This is a genomic window from Streptomyces sp. V4I2 (genome assembly GCF_030817655.1).
Classification (GTDB): domain Bacteria; phylum Actinomycetota; class Actinomycetes; order Streptomycetales; family Streptomycetaceae; genus Streptomyces; species Streptomyces plumbiresistens.
In genome coordinates, this window is the sequence record NZ_JAUSZM010000003.1 from 4,158,690 (window position 1) to 4,179,198 (window position 20,509).

The 20,509-nt window shown below is 69.9% G+C and carries 17 protein-coding genes and 1 pseudogene; 8 read left to right on the top strand and 10 right to left on the bottom strand.

From position 1 onward, the window contains the following. Positions 1-192: 192 nt before the first annotated feature. From QFZ76_RS19690 to QFZ76_RS19700, 3 genes are all read left to right on the top strand, one after another. A complete protein-coding gene (locus QFZ76_RS19690; protein WP_307674968.1) occupies positions 193-399 on the top strand; it encodes a hypothetical protein in 207 nt (68 codons plus the stop codon). After that, positions 392-1,168: a DUF2637 domain-containing protein gene (locus tag QFZ76_RS19695; protein WP_307674969.1), complete on the top strand. Its 777-nt coding sequence runs from the start codon at positions 392-394 to the stop codon at positions 1,166-1,168. The genes QFZ76_RS19690 and QFZ76_RS19695 overlap by 8 nt, the downstream gene beginning before the upstream one ends. A 657-nt stretch (positions 1,169-1,825) precedes the next feature. Beyond that, positions 1,826-2,362 (top strand): hypothetical protein, encoded by a 537-nt coding sequence (locus QFZ76_RS19700; RefSeq protein ID WP_307674970.1) that lies wholly within the window; start codon positions 1,826-1,828, stop codon positions 2,360-2,362. A gap of 35 nt (positions 2,363-2,397) precedes the next feature. Here QFZ76_RS19700 and mmsA read toward each other — a convergent pair whose 3' ends face one another. Genes mmsA through iolC form a run of 5 tightly spaced genes read right to left on the bottom strand, consistent with a single transcriptional unit; the run spans position 2,398 to position 8,455 of the window. After that, positions 2,398-3,900 (bottom strand): CoA-acylating methylmalonate-semialdehyde dehydrogenase, encoded by a 1,503-nt coding sequence (gene mmsA, locus QFZ76_RS19705; RefSeq protein WP_307674971.1) that lies wholly within the window; start codon positions 3,898-3,900, stop codon positions 2,398-2,400. Positions 3,901-3,914: 14 nt separating this feature from the next. Next, positions 3,915-5,798 (bottom strand): 3D-(3,5/4)-trihydroxycyclohexane-1,2-dione acylhydrolase (decyclizing), encoded by a 1,884-nt coding sequence (gene iolD / locus QFZ76_RS19710; RefSeq protein WP_307674972.1) that lies wholly within the window; start codon positions 5,796-5,798, stop codon positions 3,915-3,917. Continuing rightward, positions 5,795-6,619 carry a 5-deoxy-glucuronate isomerase gene (gene iolB, locus QFZ76_RS19715; protein ID WP_307674973.1) on the bottom strand — a complete coding sequence of 275 codons (825 nt, stop codon included), beginning with the start codon at positions 6,617-6,619 and terminating at the stop codon, positions 5,795-5,797. The genes iolD and iolB overlap by 4 nt, the downstream gene beginning before the upstream one ends. 7 nt (positions 6,620-6,626) lie before the next feature. Next, on the bottom strand, positions 6,627-7,508 hold the full coding sequence (locus QFZ76_RS19720) for a deoxyribose-phosphate aldolase (protein ID WP_307674974.1): 882 nt from the start codon (positions 7,506-7,508) through the stop codon (positions 6,627-6,629). Beyond that, on the bottom strand, positions 7,505-8,455 hold the full coding sequence (gene iolC, locus QFZ76_RS19725) for a 5-dehydro-2-deoxygluconokinase (RefSeq protein WP_307674975.1): 951 nt from the start codon (positions 8,453-8,455) through the stop codon (positions 7,505-7,507). Before iolC ends, QFZ76_RS19720 begins: the two co-directional genes overlap by 4 nt. 126 nt (positions 8,456-8,581) lie before the next feature. Between iolC and QFZ76_RS19730 the strand changes: the two genes are divergently transcribed. From QFZ76_RS19730 to QFZ76_RS51780, 3 genes and pseudogenes are all read left to right on the top strand, one after another. Then, complete coding sequence (locus tag QFZ76_RS19730; protein WP_307674976.1) at positions 8,582-9,499, top strand: sugar phosphate isomerase/epimerase; 918 nt, start codon at positions 8,582-8,584, stop codon at positions 9,497-9,499. A 756-nt stretch (positions 9,500-10,255) separates the two neighbouring features. Beyond that, positions 10,256-10,456, top strand: coding sequence for an AlpA family transcriptional regulator (locus QFZ76_RS19735; RefSeq protein WP_307674977.1), 201 nt, complete (start codon positions 10,256-10,258; stop codon positions 10,454-10,456). A gap of 44 nt (positions 10,457-10,500) precedes the next feature. Then, a pseudogene (locus tag QFZ76_RS51780) lies at positions 10,501-10,775 on the top strand (GNAT family N-acetyltransferase); the annotation flags it as partial. A 35-nt stretch (positions 10,776-10,810) separates the two neighbouring features. On the opposite strand, the gene QFZ76_RS19745 reads toward QFZ76_RS51780, so the two are convergent. Then, a complete protein-coding gene (locus QFZ76_RS19745; RefSeq protein WP_307674979.1) occupies positions 10,811-11,854 on the bottom strand; it encodes a zinc-dependent alcohol dehydrogenase family protein in 1,044 nt (347 codons plus the stop codon). 45 nt (positions 11,855-11,899) lie between these two features. Continuing rightward, complete coding sequence (locus QFZ76_RS19750; protein WP_307674980.1) at positions 11,900-14,110, bottom strand: MMPL family transporter; 2,211 nt, start codon at positions 14,108-14,110, stop codon at positions 11,900-11,902. Positions 14,111-14,234: 124 nt separating this feature from the next. Here QFZ76_RS19750 and QFZ76_RS19755 point away from each other — a divergent pair, with 124 nt between their 5' ends. Together QFZ76_RS19755 and QFZ76_RS19760 are read left to right on the top strand one after the other, a co-directional pair. Then, positions 14,235-14,930, top strand: a complete 696-nt coding sequence (locus QFZ76_RS19755; RefSeq protein WP_307674981.1) for a TetR/AcrR family transcriptional regulator — start codon at positions 14,235-14,237, stop codon at positions 14,928-14,930. 112 nt (positions 14,931-15,042) lie between these two features. Beyond that, positions 15,043-15,282, top strand: coding sequence for a heavy-metal-associated domain-containing protein (locus tag QFZ76_RS19760; RefSeq protein WP_266439334.1), 240 nt, complete (start codon positions 15,043-15,045; stop codon positions 15,280-15,282). Positions 15,283-16,175: 893 nt separating this feature from the next. Here the strand turns inward: QFZ76_RS19760 and QFZ76_RS19765 are convergent. The 3 genes from QFZ76_RS19765 to QFZ76_RS19775 form a co-directional block, all read right to left on the bottom strand. Then, positions 16,176-17,474: a citrate synthase gene (locus tag QFZ76_RS19765; RefSeq protein WP_307674982.1), complete on the bottom strand. Its 1,299-nt coding sequence runs from the start codon at positions 17,472-17,474 to the stop codon at positions 16,176-16,178. A 212-nt stretch (positions 17,475-17,686) separates the two neighbouring features. Beyond that, positions 17,687-19,930, bottom strand: a complete 2,244-nt coding sequence (locus QFZ76_RS19770) for an ATP-dependent RecD-like DNA helicase (protein ID WP_307674983.1) — start codon at positions 19,928-19,930, stop codon at positions 17,687-17,689. Positions 19,931-19,979: 49 nt separating this feature from the next. Beyond that, positions 19,980-20,345, bottom strand: coding sequence for a hypothetical protein (locus tag QFZ76_RS19775; RefSeq protein ID WP_307674984.1), 366 nt, complete (start codon positions 20,343-20,345; stop codon positions 19,980-19,982). Positions 20,346-20,509 lie beyond the last annotated feature (164 nt).

Below are 20,509 nucleotides of genomic sequence, written 5' to 3' on the forward strand. Positions count from 1 at the left end.
GAAACAGAATTACAGCGCCGAGGCACGAATTCGCCCGAGCGCGTGCCGTATTTCACTCGAATGCCTCGCACCTGGGTCACAAATGAATTCGTTGTGGGGTGTATGACGAAAGCGCAACTCCCCACGGCACCCGCGGACGGGTATTCATACGGCGCCAGGACCCCCGCCTCACAGCTCGGGGAGTGGACATTCATGCCGGCCCCGGTGTCCTCCGCTCCGGAGGCGGGCGCGGTCCTCCAGCGCGGCAGGGAGCGTGTGGAGCTCAGGTACACCTCGGAGCTGCTGGACGACTTCCTGCTGGCGATGAGCCGGATCCAGGGCGACTTCACCCGCCTCTCGGACACCACCGAGTTCTCTGCCGTACCCGATACGCGGCCCCGGCGGAACAACCATGCATGAAAGACAGCCTTCCTCTGCCTCCCGCAACGGCCACGTCGGCGAGAACCTGTACGACGCGTGGACGAACTCGAGCCGTCACGCCGCCCGTACGGTGCCCGTCAGAGAGGCATGGGCCCCGGACAAACTTCACCTCACGGCGAACTGGGACCCCGCCGAGGAGTTGGCCTACCTCCTGCAGGCCCAGACCGCCGAGCAGCAGTTGGCCGAGGGTCCCCTGTACGAGGACGGCTTCCTGCCGGAGCAGGAGCCGGTGTTCAGCCCCGAGGGGTCGGCCATGCGCCCGCGTCGCCCGGGGCACCGGCGGGTTCGCACGCCCAAGATGCTGCTGTCGAGGATGCAGACGGTCAGCTTCCTGGTCGCCTCGTTGGCCAGCGTCGTCGTCGCCATGGTCAGTGTGTTCAGCGGAATCGTCGCCTACGACCCGTTGCGCGAGGTGGCGACCGAGGTCCCCGCCCACTCCGTTGCGGACCGCTGGTGGCCGCTGCTGGTGTACGGGCCCTGGATGGTCTCCTCCCTCTCGGTTCTGCGGGCCGCTCTGCACCGGCGCCGCGCCGCACACTCGTGGTGCATCGTGATGTTCTTCTCGGCCGTGGCCATGGCTCTGTGCGTCATCCAGGCGCCGAGGACCCTTCCCGACATCGCAGCTGCGGCACTCCCTGCGGTCGCCGCACTGACCTGCTTCCACCAACTGGTGCGCCAGATCACGCTGACCCGTCCCCCCCGCAAGGCCGCCCGGCGGCATCGCGACGCCTCGTCGTCGTCCAAGTAAGCCAGCGCAATCTGTGAAGACGTGCCGTCGGTTCGCGATTTCCTATCAACAGACTTGTCAGTGAATTCAGTGGAGGCGTTCTGCGATCTCGTGGTGCTCGACACACCGCACGAGCGGGAGCTTTCGGGAGGGTGCGGGCCTTGATCGGGTCGAGTGTGCCGGCAGGGCTCGGGCGGCGGGTAGAGAGTTCCGATTCGAGGCCTGGAAAACCGGCTCGATCATGACGTCATCTCGTTTGTGGGACGCCGTTTTCGGCTTTGCCTGCCCGCCGGAAGCGTCGGCCGCCCTGGTTCCTGCCTGCCGAGCCGGGCACCCTCCTGTCGCGCTCGCCCATCGCGGAGGCAAAGGGCGGAACTCCTCAGGGAGGCAGCGCATCAGCCGGACGGGCGGGTAGGTGAATCGCGCACCACGGAATTGACCAGGATCCGCCGGGTGCCCCGCCGGGCCGCCCGGGCCGCGGGCAGGACCTTGAGGAACTCTCCGACACCAAGGGAACATCCTTTCCAGAAGCGAACATTCTGGAGGTATTCGCCATGGTTCGCCACCCCTTCCACCGAAGCGGGACGCCCACGATCATGAGCTGTCAGGGCCACCACCCCTGGCGGGCGAGGGAGAAGTGCGTCGCCCGAGCCGGCGACCGGATCCCGGAGGAAATCGATGCAGAGAACCCCGAAACGGGCAATGGAATGGCTGGCCGCCGCGGCGACCAACCCGCGAGCCTGCAAGAGGCAGTGGCGAGGGGAGTCCGGGATCGCGGTGCTGGCCTGCGGACGGTTCTGGGACGTGCTGAGCATGCCGGAGGAGCTGGGTGTGCTGGCCCTCGACACCCTGCTGTGCATTCCGCAGATGCCCGGTCCCGTACTCGCCGACACCGCCGCCCGCCGGGTGGGCTTCTTCCTGCCACCGGATCCCAAGAGCCGCTGGATCGGCTCGGACATTCGCTATCTGGGCAAGGACGCGTGGATCACGGTGCCCGCGCCGCATCGGGCGGCCGGGCGCCTGCGCTGGCTGGTCCCGCCCGACGGCACCGGCACGCTGTTCGTCCCGGCCGCCGTGGAACTGGCACTTCAGCAGGCGCTTGGCACCCTCTCGATACAGGCCGGCGTGCGGCGGCCGTGCCCGACGTGCCGGGCGGCCGCCGCGCGGGCCCGCAGCCGGGGTGGAGGCCGCCCCGCCGACAGGCCCGCCCCGTAGGCGGGGACCTCACCGTACGAGGACCTGCGTCACTCTCAGTGGTTACGCGGGAAGCCCAGGTCGACGCCCGACGGGGCGTCTGCCGGGTCGGGCCAGCGGGTGGTGACGACCTTGCCTCGGGTGTAGAAGTGGGTGCCGTCGTTGCCGTAGATGTGGTGGTCGCCGAAGAGGGAGTCCTTCCAGCCACCGAAGCTGTGGTAGCCGACGGGGACCGGGATCGGGACGTTCACGCCGACCATGCCGGCCTCGATCTCCATCTGGAAGCGGCGGGCGGCGCCGCCGTCCCGGGTGAAGATCGCGGTGCCGTTGCCGAACGGCGAGCTGTTGATGAGGGCCACGCCCTCGTCGTACGTGTCGACGCGCAGCACGCACAGCACCGGGCCGAAGATCTCGTCCTGGTAGGCCTTGGCGGTGGTGGGCACCTTGTCGAGGAGCGAGATGCCGATCCAGTGGCCGTCCTCGAAGCCGTCGACCGTGTAACCGGTGCCGTCCAGGACGACCTCGGCACCCTCGGCCGCCGCGCCCTCCACGTAGGAGGCCACCTTGTCGCGGTGGACGGCGGTGATCAGCGGGCCCATCTCGGACGTCGGGTCGTTGCCGGGGCCGATCTTGATCTTCTCGGCGCGCTCGCGGATCTTGTCGACCAGCTCGTCGCCGATCGCGCCGACCGCGACCACGGCCGAGATGGCCATGCAGCGCTCGCCGGCCGAGCCGTAGGCCGCGCTCACCGCAGCGTCCGCCGCCGCGTCCAGGTCGGCGTCCGGGAGGACCAGCATGTGGTTCTTGGCGCCGCCCAGGGCCTGGACGCGCTTGTGGTTCGCCGAGGCGGTGGTGTGGATGTGGCGGGCGATCGGGGTCGAGCCGACGAAGGAGACGGCCTTGACGTCCGGGTGCTCCAGGAGGCGGTCGACGGCCACCTTGTCGCCGTGGACGACGTTGAAGACACCGTCCGGCAGTCCGGCTTCCGCGAGCAGCTCAGCGATCTTCAGCGACGCCGACGGGTCCTTCTCGGACGGCTTCAGCACGAACGTGTTGCCGCACGCGATGGCCATCGGGAACATCCACATCGGCACCATCGCCGGGAAGTTGAACGGCGTGATGCCGGCCACGACTCCCAGGGGCTGGCGGATGGACGAGACGTCCACGCGGCTCGCGACCTGCGTCGACAGCTCGCCCTTCAGCTGCACGTTGATGCCGCAGGCGAGGTCCACGATCTCCAGGCCGCGCGCGACCTCGCCGAGCGCGTCGCTGTGCACCTTGCCGTGCTCGGCGGTGATCAGCTCGGCGATGGCGTCGCGGTTCGCGTCCAGCAGGGCGCGGAAGCGGAAGAGGATCTCCGTCCGCTTGGCGAGCGAGGACTGGCCCCAGGTCGCGTAGGCGTCCTTGGCGGCGGCGACCGCCGCGTCCACCTCCTCGACGGAGGCGAACGCGACCTTCGTGGTGACCGCGCCGGTAGCGGGGTCGGTGACCGGCCCGTACGTACCCGACGCGCCTTCGACGGGCTTGCCGCCGATCCAGTGGTTGACGATCTTCGTCATGACCGAGTGCTCCTTCACAGATGGCGGCGTCGGGTGGAGACGTGCCGTTCGTACAGCTCACGTGCCTTCACCGCGGAGGGTCGGGTCGCGGTTTCGGCCACAGGTACATCCCACCAGGCCTGCGCCGGCGGCGGGCCCGACACTGTGTCTGCCGTTTCCGTCTCGACGTAGACACATGTGGGAGTGTCGGCCGCCCGGGCCTCCGCGAGCGCCGCCCGCAGATCCCGTACGGTCTTCGCGCGCAGCACGCGCATGCCCAGGCTCGCCGCGTTGGCGGCGAGGTCGACGGGGAGCGGCGCCCCCGTGTACGTACCGTCCTCGGACTGGTAGCGGTACGCGGTACCGAACCGCTCGCCGCCCACCGACTCGGACAGGCCGCCGATGGACGCGTAGCCGTGGTTCTGGACGAGGAGCATCTTGATCGCGATCCCCTCCTGTACGGCCGTCACGATCTCCGTCGGCATCATCAGATAGGTTCCGTCACCGACCAGCGCCCACACGGGCCGGTCGGGTGCCGCCATCTTCACGCCGATGGCGGCCGGGATCTCGTAGCCCATGCAGGAGTAGCCGTACTCCAGGTGGTACTGGTCCCGGGAGCGCGCCCGCCACATCTTGTGCAGGTCGCCGGGGAGCGAACCGGCCGCGTTGATGATCACGTCCGTGTCGTCGACCAGGGCGTCGAGCGCGCCGAGGACCTGGGACTGCGTCGGGCGTATGTCCGGCTCCTCCGCCTCGTAGCAGGCGTCGACGCGCTGCTCCCAGCGCTCCTTGTCCACGGTGTACTCGCGGACGTACGTGTCCGGGACCCGGTGCCCGTGCATGCCCAGGGACTGGGTGAGCTCCTGGAGGCCGCTGCGGGCGTCCGCGACGAGCGGCATCCCGGCGAGCTTGTGGCCGTCGTACGGGGCGATGTTGAGGTTGAGGAAGCGGACACCGGGGTGTTCGAAGAGGGTGCCGGAGGCGGTGGTGAAGTCGGTGTAGCGGGTGCCGACGCCGATCACCAGGTCGGCCAGGCGGGCGAGTTCGTCGGCGGTCGCGGTGCCGGTGTGGCCGACGCCGCCGACGTCCTGGGGGTGGTCGTAGCGCAGGGAGCCCTTGCCGGCCTGGGTGGAGGCGACCGGGATACCGGTGGCCGCGGCGAACTCGGCGAGGGCCTCCTCGGCGCGGCTGTGGTGCACGCCGCCGCCCGCGATCAGCAGGGGGCGCTCGGCCGTCCTGATCGCCTCGACCGCCTCGGCGAGTTCGGTCGGGTCGGCGCCCGGACGGCGTACGACCCAGGTGCGCTCGGCGAAGAACTCGTCGGGCCAGTCGTAGGCCTCGGCCTGGACGTCCTGCGGGAGCGCGAGGGTGACCGCGCCCGTCTCCACGGGGTCGGTGAGCACCCGCATGGCCTGCAGGGCGGCCGGGATCAGGGCCTCCGGACGGGTGACGCGGTCGAAGTACCTCGACACCGGGCGCAGGCAGTCGTTGACCGACACATCGCCCGCGTACGGCAGTTCCAGCTGCTGGAGGACCGGGTCGGCGGCCCGGGTGGCGAAGGTGTCGCCGGGGAGCAGCAGGACCGGGATGTGGTTGATCGTGGCGAGGGCGGCACCGGTGACCAGGTTGGTCGCGCCGGGGCCGATGGAGGTCGTCACCGCGTGGGTGGACAGGCGGCCCGACTGCCGCGCGTAACCGACCGCCGCGTGCACCATGGACTGCTCGTTGCGGCCCTGATGGAACGGCATGTCGCCCGCGTACTCCACGAGCGCCTGGCCGAGCCCGGCGACGTTCCCGTGGCCGAAGATGCCCCAGGTCGCGCCGATCAGCCGCTGCCGTTCGCCGTCGCGTTCGGTGTACTGGGCGGACAGGAAGCGGACGAGCGCCTGCGCGACCGTGAGCCTCGTCGTTGAGGTCATCGGTAACCCCCTGTGCTTTCTACGTGGTCCGGGTGGAAGCAGATCCGCCACTCCCGGGTCTCGCCCGGGCCCGCCATGACGTTCAGGTAGTACATGTCGTGGCCGGGCTGGGCGATCGACGGGCCGTGCCATCCGTCGGGGACGAGCACGGTGTCGCCGGAGCGGACCTCCGCGAGGACGTCCGAACCGCCCTCACGGGAAGGGGATACGCGCTGATAGCCGAATCCGTTCGGGCCGTCGATCTCGAAGTAGTAGATCTCCTCCAGCTCCGCCTCCTCGCCCGGCCGGTGCTCGTCGTGCTTGTGCGGCGGGTACGAGGACCAGTTGCCGCCGGGCGTGATCACCTCGACGGCGATCAGCTTGTCGCAGTCGAAGGCGTCCGCCGAGGCGAAGTTGCGGACGTGGCGCAGGCAGTTGCCGCTGCCGCGCTCTTCCTGCGGGACCTCCGGCGCGGGGCCGTAGCGGGCGGGGAGTCGTCGCTCGCACTTCGCTCCTGCCAAAGCAAAGCGGCCGCCCGCGCCGGAGGCGATCTGTGCCCGGGCGTCACGGGGCACGTACGCGAAGTCGCTGACTCCGGCGAACACGCTTTCCCGGCCCAGGAGTTGGAACTCGCTACCCTCTGTTTGTACGGTACATCCGCCTTCCAGCGGGAGGACGATCCACTCGCTGTCCCCGGCGTCGAAGGCGTGCGTACCGCCCGCCTCCAGTTCGACGATCCGCAGACTGCTGTGGGTCCAGCCGGCCCGCTTGGGGTCGATGTCGACGGCGTACTCGGCGCCGGTCGTGGCGCCCTTCGCGAGGTAGAGGTCGTTGCTCGTCATGCGGCCCTCACAGCAGTCCTACGGCGGTGTCCACGGCGGCGGCCACGTCGCCGTCCCCCGGGTACAGCAGCGAACGGCCGACCACCAGGCCGCGCACGGTGGGCAGTTGCAAGGCGCCCCGCCACTTCTCGTACGCCCCGTCCTGATCGTCGCCGACCTCGCCGCCCAGCAGCACGGCGGGCAGCGTGGAGGTCGCCATGACCTCGGCCATGTCGTCGGGGTTGTCGGTGACCGGCACCTTCAGCCAGGTATAGGCCGAACTGCCGCCGAGACCGGAGGCGATGGCGATCGACTTGGTGACGGCCTCGGCGGAGAGGTCGTTGCTCAGCCTGCCCTCCGGGGAGCGGCGGCTGATGAACGGCTCGACGAACACGGGGAGCCGACGCGCGGCCATGTCGTCGATGGCGCGGGCGGTGGACTCCAGGGTGGTGAGGGAGCCCGGGTCGTCGTAGTCGATCCGCAGCAGCAGCTTGCCCGCGTCGAAGCCGAAGCGCTCGATGTCCTCCGGGCGGTGGCCGGTGAAGCGGTCGTCGAGTTCGAAGCTGGCGCCCTGGAGGCCGCCTCGGTTCATCGAGCCCATGACGACCTTGCCGTCGAGGGCGCCGAGCAGCAGCAGGTCGTCCAGGATGTCGGCGGTGGCGAGGACGCCGTCCACGCCGGGGCGGCTCAGCGCCAGGCAGAGGCGTTCGAGCAGGTCGACGCGGTTGGCCATGGCGAACTTGCGGTCGCCGACCCCGAGGGCGCCGCGGGCCGGGTGGTCGGCGGCGACGATCATCAGCCGGCCCTGGTCGTTGAGGAGCGACCGGCGGGGGCGGCGGGCGGCGGCCTCGGCCACGGCCTCGGGGTGGAGGGTGCGAAGGCGGACGAGCTCCGCGATGTCGACGCTCACGTGACGGCTCCTGCCGCGAGGGCCGCTGTCACTTCGTCCGGTGTGGGCATCGCGGAAGAGCACTCCAGGCGGGAGGCGACGATGGCACCGGCCGCGTTGGCGTGCCGCATGATCTTCTCCAGGTCCCAGCCTTCCAGCAGGCCGTGGCAGAGGGAGCCGCCGAAGGCGTCGCCGGCGCCGAGGCCGTTGAGGACGGTCACCGGGAGCGGCGGGACCTCGGCGGACTCGCCCTTGCTGTTGACGGCGAGGACGCCCTTCGGGCCCTGCTTGACGACGGCGAGTTCGACACCGGCGTCGAGCAGTGCGCGGGCGGCGGCGTGCGGCTCGCGCGCTCCGGTCGCCACCTCCACCTCGTCGAGGTTGCCGACCGCGACGGTGGTGTGGCGCAGGGCCTCTTCGTAGAAGGGGCGGGCGGACTCGGGATCCGTCCAGAACATGGGACGCCAGTCCAGGTCGAAGACCGTCGTGCCGGCCTTGGCCCGGTGGGCGAGGGCCGCCAGGGTCGCCGTACGGCTGGGCTCCTCGCTCAGGCCTGTGCCGGTGACCCAGAAGATGCGGGCCTCGCGGATGGCGTCCAGGTCCAGCTCGTGGGCGTCGATCTCGAGGTCGGGCGCCTTGGGCCGGCGGTAGAAGTACAGCGGGAAGTCGTCCGGCGGGAAGACCTCGCAGAAGGTGATCGGGGTCTGCAGTCCGGAGACCGGGGTGACCCAGCGGTCGTCGACGCCGAAGCCCCGCAGTTCCTCGTGCAGGTAGGTGCCGAACGGGTCGTCGCCGGTACGCGTGATCACCGCCGTGTCCCGTCCCAGGCGGGCCGCGGCGACCGCGACGTTCGCGGCGGAGCCGCCGAGGAACTTGCCGAAGGACGTCACCTGCGGCAGCGGGACGCCCGTCTGCAGCGGATAGAGGTCCACTCCTATCCGCCCCATGGTGATCAGGTCGTACGCCATCGAGTTCCCTTCGTGTCACGGCTCTCCACGGCTTTCTAGCCCCGCACAGGGAGTCCTGTCAATGCTTTGTCCAGACATTCGGACCAGGGCTTGACACCGCCGCTCGCGATCCGCACGCTGGCGGCCATGACGTCGTTGTCCCCTCAGACCTCACTGTCCCGCATCCGGATCGGATCGGCCCCCGACTCCTGGGGCGTCTGGTTCCCGGACGATCCCCAGCAGGTGCCCTGGCAGCGCTTCCTCGACGAGGTCGCGCAGTCCGGCTACGAGTGGATCGAGCTGGGCCCCTACGGCTATCTGCCGACCGATCCCGCCGTCCTCACCGAGGAGACCTCGCGGCGTGGCCTGAAGGTGTCGGCCGGCACGGTCTTCACCGGCCTGCACCACGGCGAGGCCGTGTGGGAGAAGACCTGGGCGCATGTCGCGGACAACGCGGTCCTGGCCCAGGCGATGGGGGCGTCCCACCTGGTGGTCATCCCGTCCTTCTGGCGGGACGACAAGACCGGCGAGGTGCTGGAGCCGGACACGCTCACGCCCGAGCAGTGGCGCAATCTCAGCTCACTGACCGAGCGGCTGGGGCGTCGGGTGCGCGAGGAGTACGGCCTGCAGATCGTCGTCCACCCGCACGCCGACACCCACATCGACAGCGAGGAGAACGTCGTCCGCTTCCTGGACGGCACCGACTCCTCGCTGGTGTCCCTGTGCCTGGACACCGGGCACTACGCGTACTGCGGCGGCGACAGCGTCAAGCTCATCGAGACCTACGGCGAGCGGATCGGGTACCTGCACCTCAAGCAGGTCGACCCGGAGATCCTGGCGGACGTGCGGGCGGGCGAGGTGCCGTTCGGGCCGGCGGTCGCACGCGGTGTGATGTGCGAGCCGCCCGCCGGGGTGCCCGCGCTGGGGCCCGTCCTGGAAGCCGCGCAGAAGCTGGACGTCGATCTGTTCGCGATCGTCGAGCAGGACATGTACCCGTGCGAGCCGGACCGGCCGCTGCCGATCGCGCAGCGGACGCGGGCGTTCTTGAGGTCGTGCGGGGCGTAGCCGTACGTCGAGGTCGGCGCCTTCCGCCCCTTCCCGAGCCGCAGCACCATGGGTGCCCTCGGCGTACGGGAAGGGGCGGTCGCGCATGGCGGGCGTGATGCTGGTCCGGTCCGGGCACGGACCCGGCGGCTCCTGGGAGTTCGCCCTCGCCCCGCCCCATCCTCGGCTGTGGCCCGGCGTGATGAGCGGGAGTTCACCGCGGCCCGGCAGGTACCGGTCCAGGTGCCTGCCGCCTCCGGGGCGCCGGTGATCGACCGGATGACGGGCGAGGCGACGAGTCTTGTCCTCGCATCCGGACGAACTGCGGATTTTTCCAAGACCGTCGGGGCTCGCTGACGGCACGCTGTGCGTCCCGGACGATCGACCGGGAGCCGCGCCGGGGGGATGCGGGGAAACGGCGGGCCGGACCCGACGCAGCGGGTCCGGCCCGGCTCTTGTTGCGCGGCCGCCCTGGGCATGGGGGCTGGAGGGCTGGGCGGCTGCTCTGAGCTTCGGGGCCTCTTTGCGCCGGATGTCAACGCGCCCCGCCCATGAGCCCGCGTACGCCTTTGCGTCACCTCTGTCACAAATACCCCCTTCCTGTCACACATGTCGCGTGTACGCGGGTCTTGCGTCACACCCGGTCCACAGGCCCTGCCCAGCCCGGACTCGCCGTCGTTCACCGGGCACAGGCTTTGTGATCGCCAGCGCAGTGCCCGGCTCCCCCGGACGGCCGCCCCCGGTCGTCGCCGCGGTACTCGCAGGGAGGTGCAACCCATGACCGACCGAAGGCTCTGGTCCTACAAGGACATCGCGGCGCACATCCGGGTGCAGCCCGACACCGTGCGCTCGTACCGCAAGCACGGGCTGCTGCCGCCCCCCGACCACGTCGAGGGCGGCAAGCCCTACTGGTACGCGGACACGGTCCAGGCCTGGGTGGCGTCCCGCCCGGGGAACCGGGGCCGACGAGAGGCCTGAGCACGGAGGGCTTCGCCGCGGAAAACATCCTGTGCTCCACGTGCACCTTCGGACCCGCCACCGAGTTCACCGTGGACAAGGTGCGTTCCATCTACCCATCTACGCCTCCCGCGCCGATCACCCCGAGCGGCTCGACCTCGCCGTCACCGACCGGGCCACCGGCGAACTCGTCGGCGAGGTCATCCTCAACGAATGGGATCCCGACGCCCGAAGCTGCAACTTCCGCACGCTCATGGGCCCGCGCGGCCGCGACCGCGGGCTCGGCACCGAAGTGATCCGGCTCATCGTCGGGTACGGGTTCGGGCGGCTCGGTCTGCACGCTCATGGGGATCCTCGACCATGAGTGGGCCGCTCTCAGCTCCACGGCTCGATGACCGTCACCCCCGCCCCCGGCGCCGTCCCCATCGCGGCCAGCGCCGCCGGTACCTCGGCCAGCGTGATCGTGGACGTGACCAGCAGGTCGGGCCGCAGCACTCCGGCCAGGACCAGTTCCAGCATCGGAGGGTAGGTGTGCGCGGCCATGCCGTGGCTGCCGAGGAGTTCCAGTTCCAGGGCGATCGCGCGGGCCATCGGCACCGGTGTCGTGCCGGTCGGTGATGGCAGCAGGCCGACCTGGACGTGACGGCCGCGGCGGCGCAGGCCGTTCACGGAGGCCGCGCAGGTGGCGGGCGAGCCGAGGGCGTCGAGGGAGAGATGCGCGCCGCCGCCGGTCAGCTCGCGGACCGCCGCCGCCGTGTCCTCGGTACGGGACGCGTCCACGCACTCGGTGGCGCCGAACTTCCGCGCCAGGTCCAGGGCCCGGGGCGACACGTCGACCGCCAGGACCCGCGCCCCCGACGCCGCCGCGATCATCACCGCGGACAGGCCTACGCCCCCGCAACCGTACACCGCGACCCACTCCCCCGCCGCCACCCGGCCCTGCTGCACCACCGCCCGGAACGCCGTGGCGAACCGGCAGCCGAGGGAGGCGGCCGTCGCGAAGGACATCTCCTCCGGTACGGCGACGAGGTTCACGTCGGCGTGGTCCAGCGCCACGTACTGGGCGAAGGAGCCCCAGTGGGTGAAGCCCGGCTGGGTCTGCCGCTCGCACACCTGCTGGTCACCCGCCGCACAGGACGGGCAGCTCCCGCAGGCGCACACGAAGGGCACGGTCACGCGATCGCCGGGGCGCCAGCCGGTCACCCGGGGGCCCGCCGCCTCGACGACACCGGCGAGCTCGTGCCCCGGCACATGCGGCAGCGTGATGTCCGGGTCGTGCCCCTGCCAGCCGTGCCAGTCGCTGCGGCACAGTCCCGTCGCCTCGACCCGCACCACGACCCCGTGCTCCGCGGGCTCCGGGTCCACCATCTCCCGTACCTCGGCCGGCTCCCCGTACCGCTCGAACACCACAGCCCGCATACGCCCGCCTCGCTCCTGCGCCGATCACCCCTTGCCGGCAGAACGCTAGCCGCGCGCCGCCACCTTGTCCCGGTCCTGTTCCACGGCCGACGTGGATCCCGCGCCGCCTTCGCTCAGTCCGAACCGCTCGTGGAACCGCCTGAGCGGCCCCGGGGCCCACCAGGTCGCCCGGCCCGTGAGGCGCATGACCGCCGGGACCAGAAGGCTGCGGACGATCATCGCGTCCATCAGGACCGCGAGGGCGATGCCCAGGCCGAGCATCTTGGTGTTGGTCACCCTGGACGTGCCGATCGCGACCATCACCACGGCGAGGATGACCGCGGCCGCCGTGATCAGCCCGCCCGTGCGCTGCAGCCCGTGCCGGACCGCCTGGTCGTGGTCGCCCGTCTTGTCGTACTCCTCCTTGATGCGGGAGAGCAGGAAGACGCCGTAGTCCATCGACAGTCCGAAGGCCACGCAGAACATCAGGACCGGCAGGGTCGTCTCTATGGAGCCGGGGCTGGTGAAGCCGAGCAGGCCGGACAGATGGCCGTCCTGGAAGACCCAGACCACGGCGCCGAACATCGCCGTCAGGCTGAGCGCGTTGAGCACGACCGCCTGGATCGGTATCAGCACGCTGCCTGTCAGCAGGAACACCAGGAGCAGGGTGACGATCACGATGAAGGCGCCCGCGAGGGGCAGTTGCTCGGCTATCGCGTCCTTGGAGTCGACCAGGACGGCGGCCGTGCCGGTCACCTTGGTGTCGAAGGGGGCGTCCGTGGCCCGCAGTTCGTCCACCAGGCGCTGGGCCGGGTCGTCGACCGCCTCGCCCTTCGGCAGCACCGTGAAGTACGCCGAGTCGCCCTTGACGAGCGGGCCGTCGACCCGCTGCACCTCGGACAGGTCGGCGATCCGCTCCTTGTACGCGGCGTACTGCGCCTCGGTCGCCCGCCCTTCGGCGAGGACTTCGAGGCCGCCGCCGGGGCTGCCGGGGAAGCCGTCCCTGATGTGCTGCTGCACGACGTGGGACTCGGCACTGGAGGGCAGTTGGCGGTCGTCGGCGGTGCCGAACTTCACGCCCAGGAAGGGCAGTCCGAGCAGGACGAGCACAGCCGTGGTGCCCAGGGCGAAGAAGGGAGCCCGGCGCATGACGAGGTTCGCGGTGCGCGCCCAGGCGCCGCTCCCCTCCGCGGCCGCTCGCGGCTGCCCGCCGCGCCGGAACACGCGCCGCAGGTCCAGCGAGTTGACCCGGTGGCCCAGCAGGACCAGGGCCGCCGGCAGCAGGATCAGCGCGGCCGCCGCGGCCAGCAGGACGACCGCGATACCGGCGTACGCGAAGGACCGCAGGAAGTACTGCGGGAAGAGCATCATCGCCGCCAGTGAGACCGCGACCGTGAGCGCGGAGAAGAGCACGGTGCGGCCGGCCGTGCGCAGGGTGGTGCCGACCGCTGTCAACGGCTCGGCGCCGGCGGACAGTTCCTCGCGGAAGCGGCGGACGATGAAGAGGGCGTAGTCGATGGCGAGGCCGAGGCCCAGAGCCGTGGTGAGGTTCAGTGCGAAGACGGAGACGTCGGTGACCTCGGTGAGGCCGCGCAGCACCGCGTTCGTGCCGAGGATCGCGACGATGCCGATACCGAGGGGCAGCAGGGCGGCGACCGCGCTGCCGAAGACCATCACCAGCAGCACCAGCGTGACCGGCAGGGCGATCATCTCGGCGCGGGTCAGGTCCTCCTGGATGATCGTCTGCATCTCGTGCCGCACGGCGACCGGGCCGCCGACCTTCACCTCCACCGGGCCGTGCACTCCCCGGTACGAGGGGGCGATGCGGTCCAGGGTCTCGCCCATCTCCTTCTCATCGCCCGTGATCCGGGCGGCGATCAGCGCCTCGCGGCCGTCCTTCGCGCGCAGGGCGGGTGCGGCGTCGGCCTGCCAGTAGGAACTGACGCCTATGACGCCCTGCTCCCCGGCCAGTCGCTCGGCGAGCCGCTCGGCCTCGGCGGCGACCGCCGGGTCGTCGACCGAGGAGGCGCCCGAGTCCACCAGGAGCAGGAAGTTGGGCTGCGAGGCGGGGAACTCGCGCTCCAGGGCCTTGGTCGCATACGTCGACTCGGCGTCCGGGTCCTCCCAGCCGCCGGCGCCCAGGCGGTCGGCGACCCCGCTGCCCGCCAGCACGGCGAGCACGGTGAGCACCAGGGCCGCGAGCAGCGACAACCGGGGGCGGGCGGTCACGAATCGGGTCCAGCCTCCGACGCGCGGCGGGCCGTTGACTTCGGTCATCGTGCGGTGTCCCCTTCACCGTGGAACGCATAAACTGGCAAACACGAGAGATCGCTCGCGTTCCACCAGAATGCGAGCGACCGCTCGTGTTTGTCAACCACGTGCGGAGAGTTGGGGAAAACCCGTGCCCGACAGCCCGGAGAAGCAGGCGCCCGAAAGCCAGGGGCAGGATGAACAGCAGGAGCAGCCGCCCCGCCGCCGCCAGGCCCGCGGCGAGCGCCGCATCATCCAACTCCTCGAAGCCGCCGCCACCGTCTTCAGCACCACCGGCTACACGGCCGCCAGCACCAACGCCATCGCCCGCGAGGCGGGCGTCTCGCCGGGCACGCTGTACCAGTTCTTCCCGAACAAGGAAGCGATCGCGATCGAGCTGGGCGACCGGCTCATGCACGAGATGCGGGACACCTACGGCGAGGCGCTCGCGCCGATCGACCCCGTGACCCCGCTGGAGGAGGCCGTCGGCGCGGCCGTCGAGCGGTTCATCGACTTCAACTGCCAGCACCCGGTGTTCTTCGCGCTGATGCACGGCCCCGACGTCCCCGGCCGGATCACCGAGGCGCACGACGCGCTGCACTCCACCCTGCACTCCCGCATCGAGGGCCTGCTCTCCTCGTTCCTGCCGGATGCGTCCCCGGCCGACCTCACGCGTACCGCGCACATGTGCCTGGGCATGTACAAGGCCGGCCTCGAACTGGCCCTCGCCCACGAGGGCGCCGAGCGTGAGGCCTACGTCCAGGAACTGAAGAACGCCCTGGTCCGCTATCTCGACCCGCTGGTCGGGGAGAGACTCGGCCGACCCGACGCCACCACGACCGCCTGACCGCCTGACCGCGGCGAAGACACGGGGCACGCATCTTTGCACACTATACCCCCTAGGGGTATAGTGTGACTGCGGAAAGCAGAATTCCACTCGCCCCGACGAGGAGAACGACATGAGCGCCCAGACCGACACCCCGGGTTCCGTCACCGCCGTCTACAAGGTGACCGGCATGAGCTGCGGGCACTGCGAGGGCTCCGTCTCGAGCGAGATCTCCGAGCTCCCCGGCGTCAGCTCGGTGAAGGCCGTCGCCTCGACCGGTGAGGTCACCGTCGTGTCCGCGACGCCGCTCGACGAGGAGTCGGTGCGCGCCGCCGTCGACGAGGCCGGCTTCGAGCTCACCGGCAAGGCCTGAGACCGACCTCCCGCCCCGGACCGCACCGACCGACCGTCCGATACCGGTTGCGTACGGCCCGGGGCGCTCCGGCAGATCCGGACACGTCGGCACACAAGCTCCTCGCCGGCCCCCTGGGCGACGTGGCACCGCGCCCCGCCGGAGGCCGAGCGGTTCGAGGGGGCACCAGGGGCGAGCCTGCACAGCCATGCGGAGGGCCATGAGGTGCCCGGTGCCCGTAGGACACCCTCCGGACCTGCCGTACGAATCGGCCCGCCCCGGGGACGAGGCCGACCATGAGAGCCGACGAACGCCATCTCGTCCGCGTTCGCTGTGACGAACAGCCTTCGAGCGCGGACATTCGGATGTCGGACCCCTCTGGAGTCCGACGCCTGCCTCACATAAGCTCTTCACAAGGCTCGCGCATCATCCTTACGCTTGGGTCCCGTTCGCAGTGCCTGGCTCTTGCGTACCTAACGGACATATGCAAGAGACGCAGATCACAGTGATGCGAACGTAACCATCGAAGGGGTTCGAAGGTCTAAGTTGACGATGTCAGAAAGCGTCTTGGGGGGCGCTGCCTGGCATCTGGGGATGTCTTGGGGGACTTCCTCAGAGATGCGTTGCCGGGGCACGCACACCGGGGAGCTTTGAGCGGCCCTCCCGTCCGTGCGCTGTCCCGGCAGATCGCACACAGCAGTAGTACGACGAGTTCTGCTCGTTTTGCTCAACCGAGCTTCGGCTCACAGCGATTCAGGCGCTGTTTTCTCACAGACGCCCGGCCGGATCCCGTGGGGGGAATCCGCACCGGGACATGGGAAGGCGCCCTGTACGCCGGCCCGTGGGGGGACCGGCGGCAGGGCGCCTTCCGTCATTTCGCTAGGCGGAGTCTCCGCGCTGGGCGCCTACGGCGATCAGCGCCCCTCGACGGGAATGAAGTCGCGCTCGACGACGCCCGTGTAGATCTGGCGGGGGCGGCCGATGCGGGATCCCGGCTCCTTGATCATCTCGTGCCACTGGGCGATCCAGCCCGGGAGGCGGCCGAGGGCGAACAGGACCGTGAACATCTCGGTCGGGAAGCCCATGGCGCGGTAGATCAGGCCGGTGTAGAAGTCGACGTTGGGGTAGAGGTTGCGCGAGACGAAGTAGTCGTCGGAGAGCGCGTGCTCCTCCAGCTTGAGCGCGATGTCCAGCAGCTCGTCGGACTTGCCGAGGGCGGACAGCACGTCGTGCGCGGCGGCCTTGATGATCTTCGCGCGCGGGTCGAAGGACTTGTACACCCGGTGGCCGAAGCCCATCAGGCGGACGCCGTCCTCCTTGTTCTTCACCTTGCGGATGAAGGAGTCGACATCGCCGCCGTTGGCCTGGATGCCCTCCAGCATCTCCAGGACGGACTGGTTGGCGCCGCCGTGCAGCGGGCCCCACAGGGCGTTGATGCCGGCCGAGATCGAGGCGAACATGTTCGCCTGCGAGGAGCCGACCAGACGGACCGTGGAGGTCGAACAGTTCTGCTCGTGGTCCGCGTGCAGGATCAGCAGCTTGTCCAGGGCGGAGACCACGGTCGGGTCGGGCTCGTACTCCTGGGCCGGGACCGAGAAGGTCATGCGCAGGAAGTTCTCGACGTAGCCGAGGTCGTTGCGCGGGTAGACGAACGGGTGGCCGATCGACTTCTTGTACGCGTACGCCGCGATCGTCGGAAGCTTGGCGAGCAGCCGGATCGTCGAGAGGTTGCGCTGCTTCTCGTCGAACGGGTTGTGGCTGTCCTGGTAGAACGTCGACAGCGCGGAGACGACCGACGACAGCATGGCCATCGGGTGGGCGTCGCGCGGGAAGCCGCGGTAGAAGTTCTTGACGTCCTCGTGCAGCAGGGTGTGCTGCGTGATGTCGTTCCGGAAGCCGGTGAGCTCGTCGACGGTGGGCAGCTCGCCGTTGATCAGCAGGTAGGCGACCTCCAGGAAGGAGGAGCGCTCGGCCAGCTGCTCGATCGGGTAGCCGCGGTACCGGAGGATGCCCTGTTCACCGTCGAGGTAGGTGATGGCGGATTTATAGGCGGCGGTGTTGCCGTAACCGCTGTCCAGAGTCACCAGACCGGTCTGGGCGCGGAGCTTCCCGATGTCGAAGCCCTTGTCGCCGACGGTGCTGTCGATCACCGGGTAGGTGTACTCGCCGTCGCCGTACCGCAGTACTACAGCGTTGTTGGTGTGCTCGCTCACGTCATCCCTCACCGACGTTGTGCCTCTTCTTCGAGGTTGCCCTGACTGTCTCTACCATCCCCCATTTGGCGCAGGAGAGTGCACTCGGGGTCGACCATTGGGCGTATCGGCGGCACTGAGTGCCGCCAACTCGCCCATCCTGCCCCTCCTCAACCCGCTTCCGGAAGAGCTCTGTGACCCACATGACTCATTTGATCGATCATTTTTTGCGGTCACAGTCCCGAGAGCCGGAAGTCGAGTGCCGTGCAGCGGCGTCCCGCGGACACCGTGCGCACCGCCTGGCCGATCGCTTTGCGTGAACCGACGAGGACGACCAGCTTCTTGGCCCGGGTGACCGCCGTGTACAGCAGGTTCCGCTGGAGCATCATCCAGGCGCTGGTGGTCACCGGGATCACCACGGCCGGATACTCGCTCCCCTGGGAACGGTGGATGGTCACCGCGTACGCGTGGGCCAGTTCGTCCAGTTCGTCGAATTCGTACGGCACCTCCTCGTCCTCGTCGGTCAGCACGGTGAGGCGCTGGTCGACCGGGTCGAGCGAGGTGACCACGCCCACGGTGCCGTTGAAGACACCGTTGGTGCCCTTCTCGTAATTGTTGCGAATCTGGGTGACCTTGTCGCCGACCCGGAAGACCCTGCCGCCGAACCTCTTCTCCGGCAGTTCGGGGCGGCCCGGGGTGATGGCCTGCTGGAGCAGGCCGTTGAGGTTGCCCGCGCCGGCGGGTCCCCGGTGCATGGGCGCGAGCACCTGGACGTCCCGGCGGGGGTCGAGGCCGAACTTGGCCGGAATCCGCCGTGCCGCCACGTCCACGGTGAGGCGGCCGACCTCCTCCGTGTCGTCCTCGACGAAGAGGAAGAAGTCCTTCATGCCGTCGGTGACGGGGTGCTGCCCGGAGTTGATCCGGTGCGCGTTGGTCACCACGCCGGACTGCTGGGCCTGCCGGAAGACGCGCGTGAGGCGCACGGCCGGGATGGGGCCGCCCTCGGCGAGCAGGTCGCGCAGCACCTCGCCGGCGCCGACGCTGGGCAGCTGGTCGACGTCCCCGACGAAGAGCAGATGGGCGCCCGGGGGCACCGCCTTCACCAGCTTGTTCGCGAGCAGCAGGTCGAGCATGGAGGCCTCGTCGACCACCACCAGGTCCGCGTCCAGCGGGCGGTCCTTGTCGTAGGCAGCGTCGCCGCCGGGCTTCAGCTCCAGCAGGCGGTGGACGGTGGAGGCGTCGGCGCCGGTGAGCTCGGCGAGGCGCTTGGCGGCGCGGCCGGTGGGGGCGGCGAGCACGACCTTGGCCTTCTTGGCGCGGGCCAGCTCCACGATCGAGCGGACCGTGAAGGACTTGCCGCAGCCGGGGCCGCCGGTGAGGACGGCGACCTTCTTGCTGAGCGCCAGCCTGACGGCGGCCTCCTGCTCGGGGGCGAGCTCGGTCCCGGTGCGCGAGGCGAGCCAGCCCATCGCCTTGTCCCAGGCCACGTCCTGGAAGCCGGGCATGCGGTCCTGGTCGGTACGCAGGAGGCGCAACAGCTGGGCGGAGAGGGAGAGTTCGGCGCGGTGGAAGGGGACGAGATAGACCGCGGTGACGGGGGCGCCGTCCGGACCGGGCACCTTCTCCCGTACGACCCCTGGATCCTCGCCCTCCTCCGGAGGCGCCGCGAGCTCGGCGAGGCACTCGATGACCAGGCCGGTGTCGACCTGGAGGAGCTTGACCGCGTCGGCGATCAGCTGTTCCTCGGGGAGGTAGCAGTGGCCCTGGTCGGTCGACTGCGAAAGGGCGTACTGCAGGCCCGCCTTGACGCGCTCCGGGCTGTCGTGCGGAATGCCGACGGACTGGGCGATCTTGTCGGCGGTGAGGAAACCGATGCCCCAGACGTCGGAGGCCAGCCGGTAGGGCTGGTTCTTCACCACGGAGATGGAGGCGTCGCCGTACTTCTTGTAGATGCGGACCGCGATGGACGTGGACACCTCGACGGTCTGGAGGAAGAGCATGACCTCCTTGATCGCCTTCTGCTCCTCCCAGGCGTCGGCGATCTTCTTGGTGCGCTTGGGACCCAGGCCCGGGACCTCGATGAGCCGCTTCGGCTCCTCCTCGATGACCTGGAGGGTGTCCAGGCCGAAGTGCTGGGTGATGCGGTCGGCGAAGACCGGGCCGATGCCCTTGACCAGCCCTGAGCCGAGGTAGCGGCGGATGCCCTGGACGGTGGCCGGGAGGACGGTCGTGTAGTTCTCGACGGTGAACTGCTTGCCGTACTGCGGATGCGCGCCCCAACGCCCCTCCATCCGCAGGGACTCGCCGACCTGGGCGCCGAGCAGCGCGCCGACGACCGTCAGGAGGTCGCCGGCGCCTTTGCCGGTGTCCACCCGGGCGACCGTGTAGCCGTTCTCCTCATTGGCGTACGTGATCCGCTCCAGTACGCCTTCGAGCACGGCGAGTCGCCGCTCGCCGCTCCCCGTTTCCTGAGCCATGATCCGACGGTACCGCCCGGCACCGACAAGACCGTCCGGCACCGACAAGTCACCCGGCCTGCGCGACCACGTGGTCGATGACCTTCTGGAAGTCCTCGGTCGGGGAGAACTCCACGAACTCGCAGTCCTCCAGGGCCACCGGGACATGACCGGGTCCCCAGTAGTACGCCTGACCCGCCTCGTACTCCTCTTCGCCGTCGGCCGTGAGCATCTTCAGCCGCCCCTTCAACAGATAGCCCCAGTGGGGGCACTGGCACGCGTCGCCGGGCATGCCCTTGAAGGCCGGGCCCATGTCCGTGCCCTGCGGCAGGCTGACGTAGCCGACCGACATGCCGCCGCCGATCGGCTTGATGCGCAGCTCCACTCCGTCGCCTTCGAGCGCGAGGGGGACGTCGTTCCGAGTCGCCGATGTCATGGGTCCTCCGTTCCGGCCCACCGGGCCCTTGAGGAAACGACTCCGCACCTCCAGCCTGAACCGCCCCGAAGCACCCCGCGACATCACGATCCGGTCTCGGGGTCTTGCTTCCTCTCGTGTAATCGATTCCAATCCTTTCCACGCAAGGATGTAATCGATTCCAT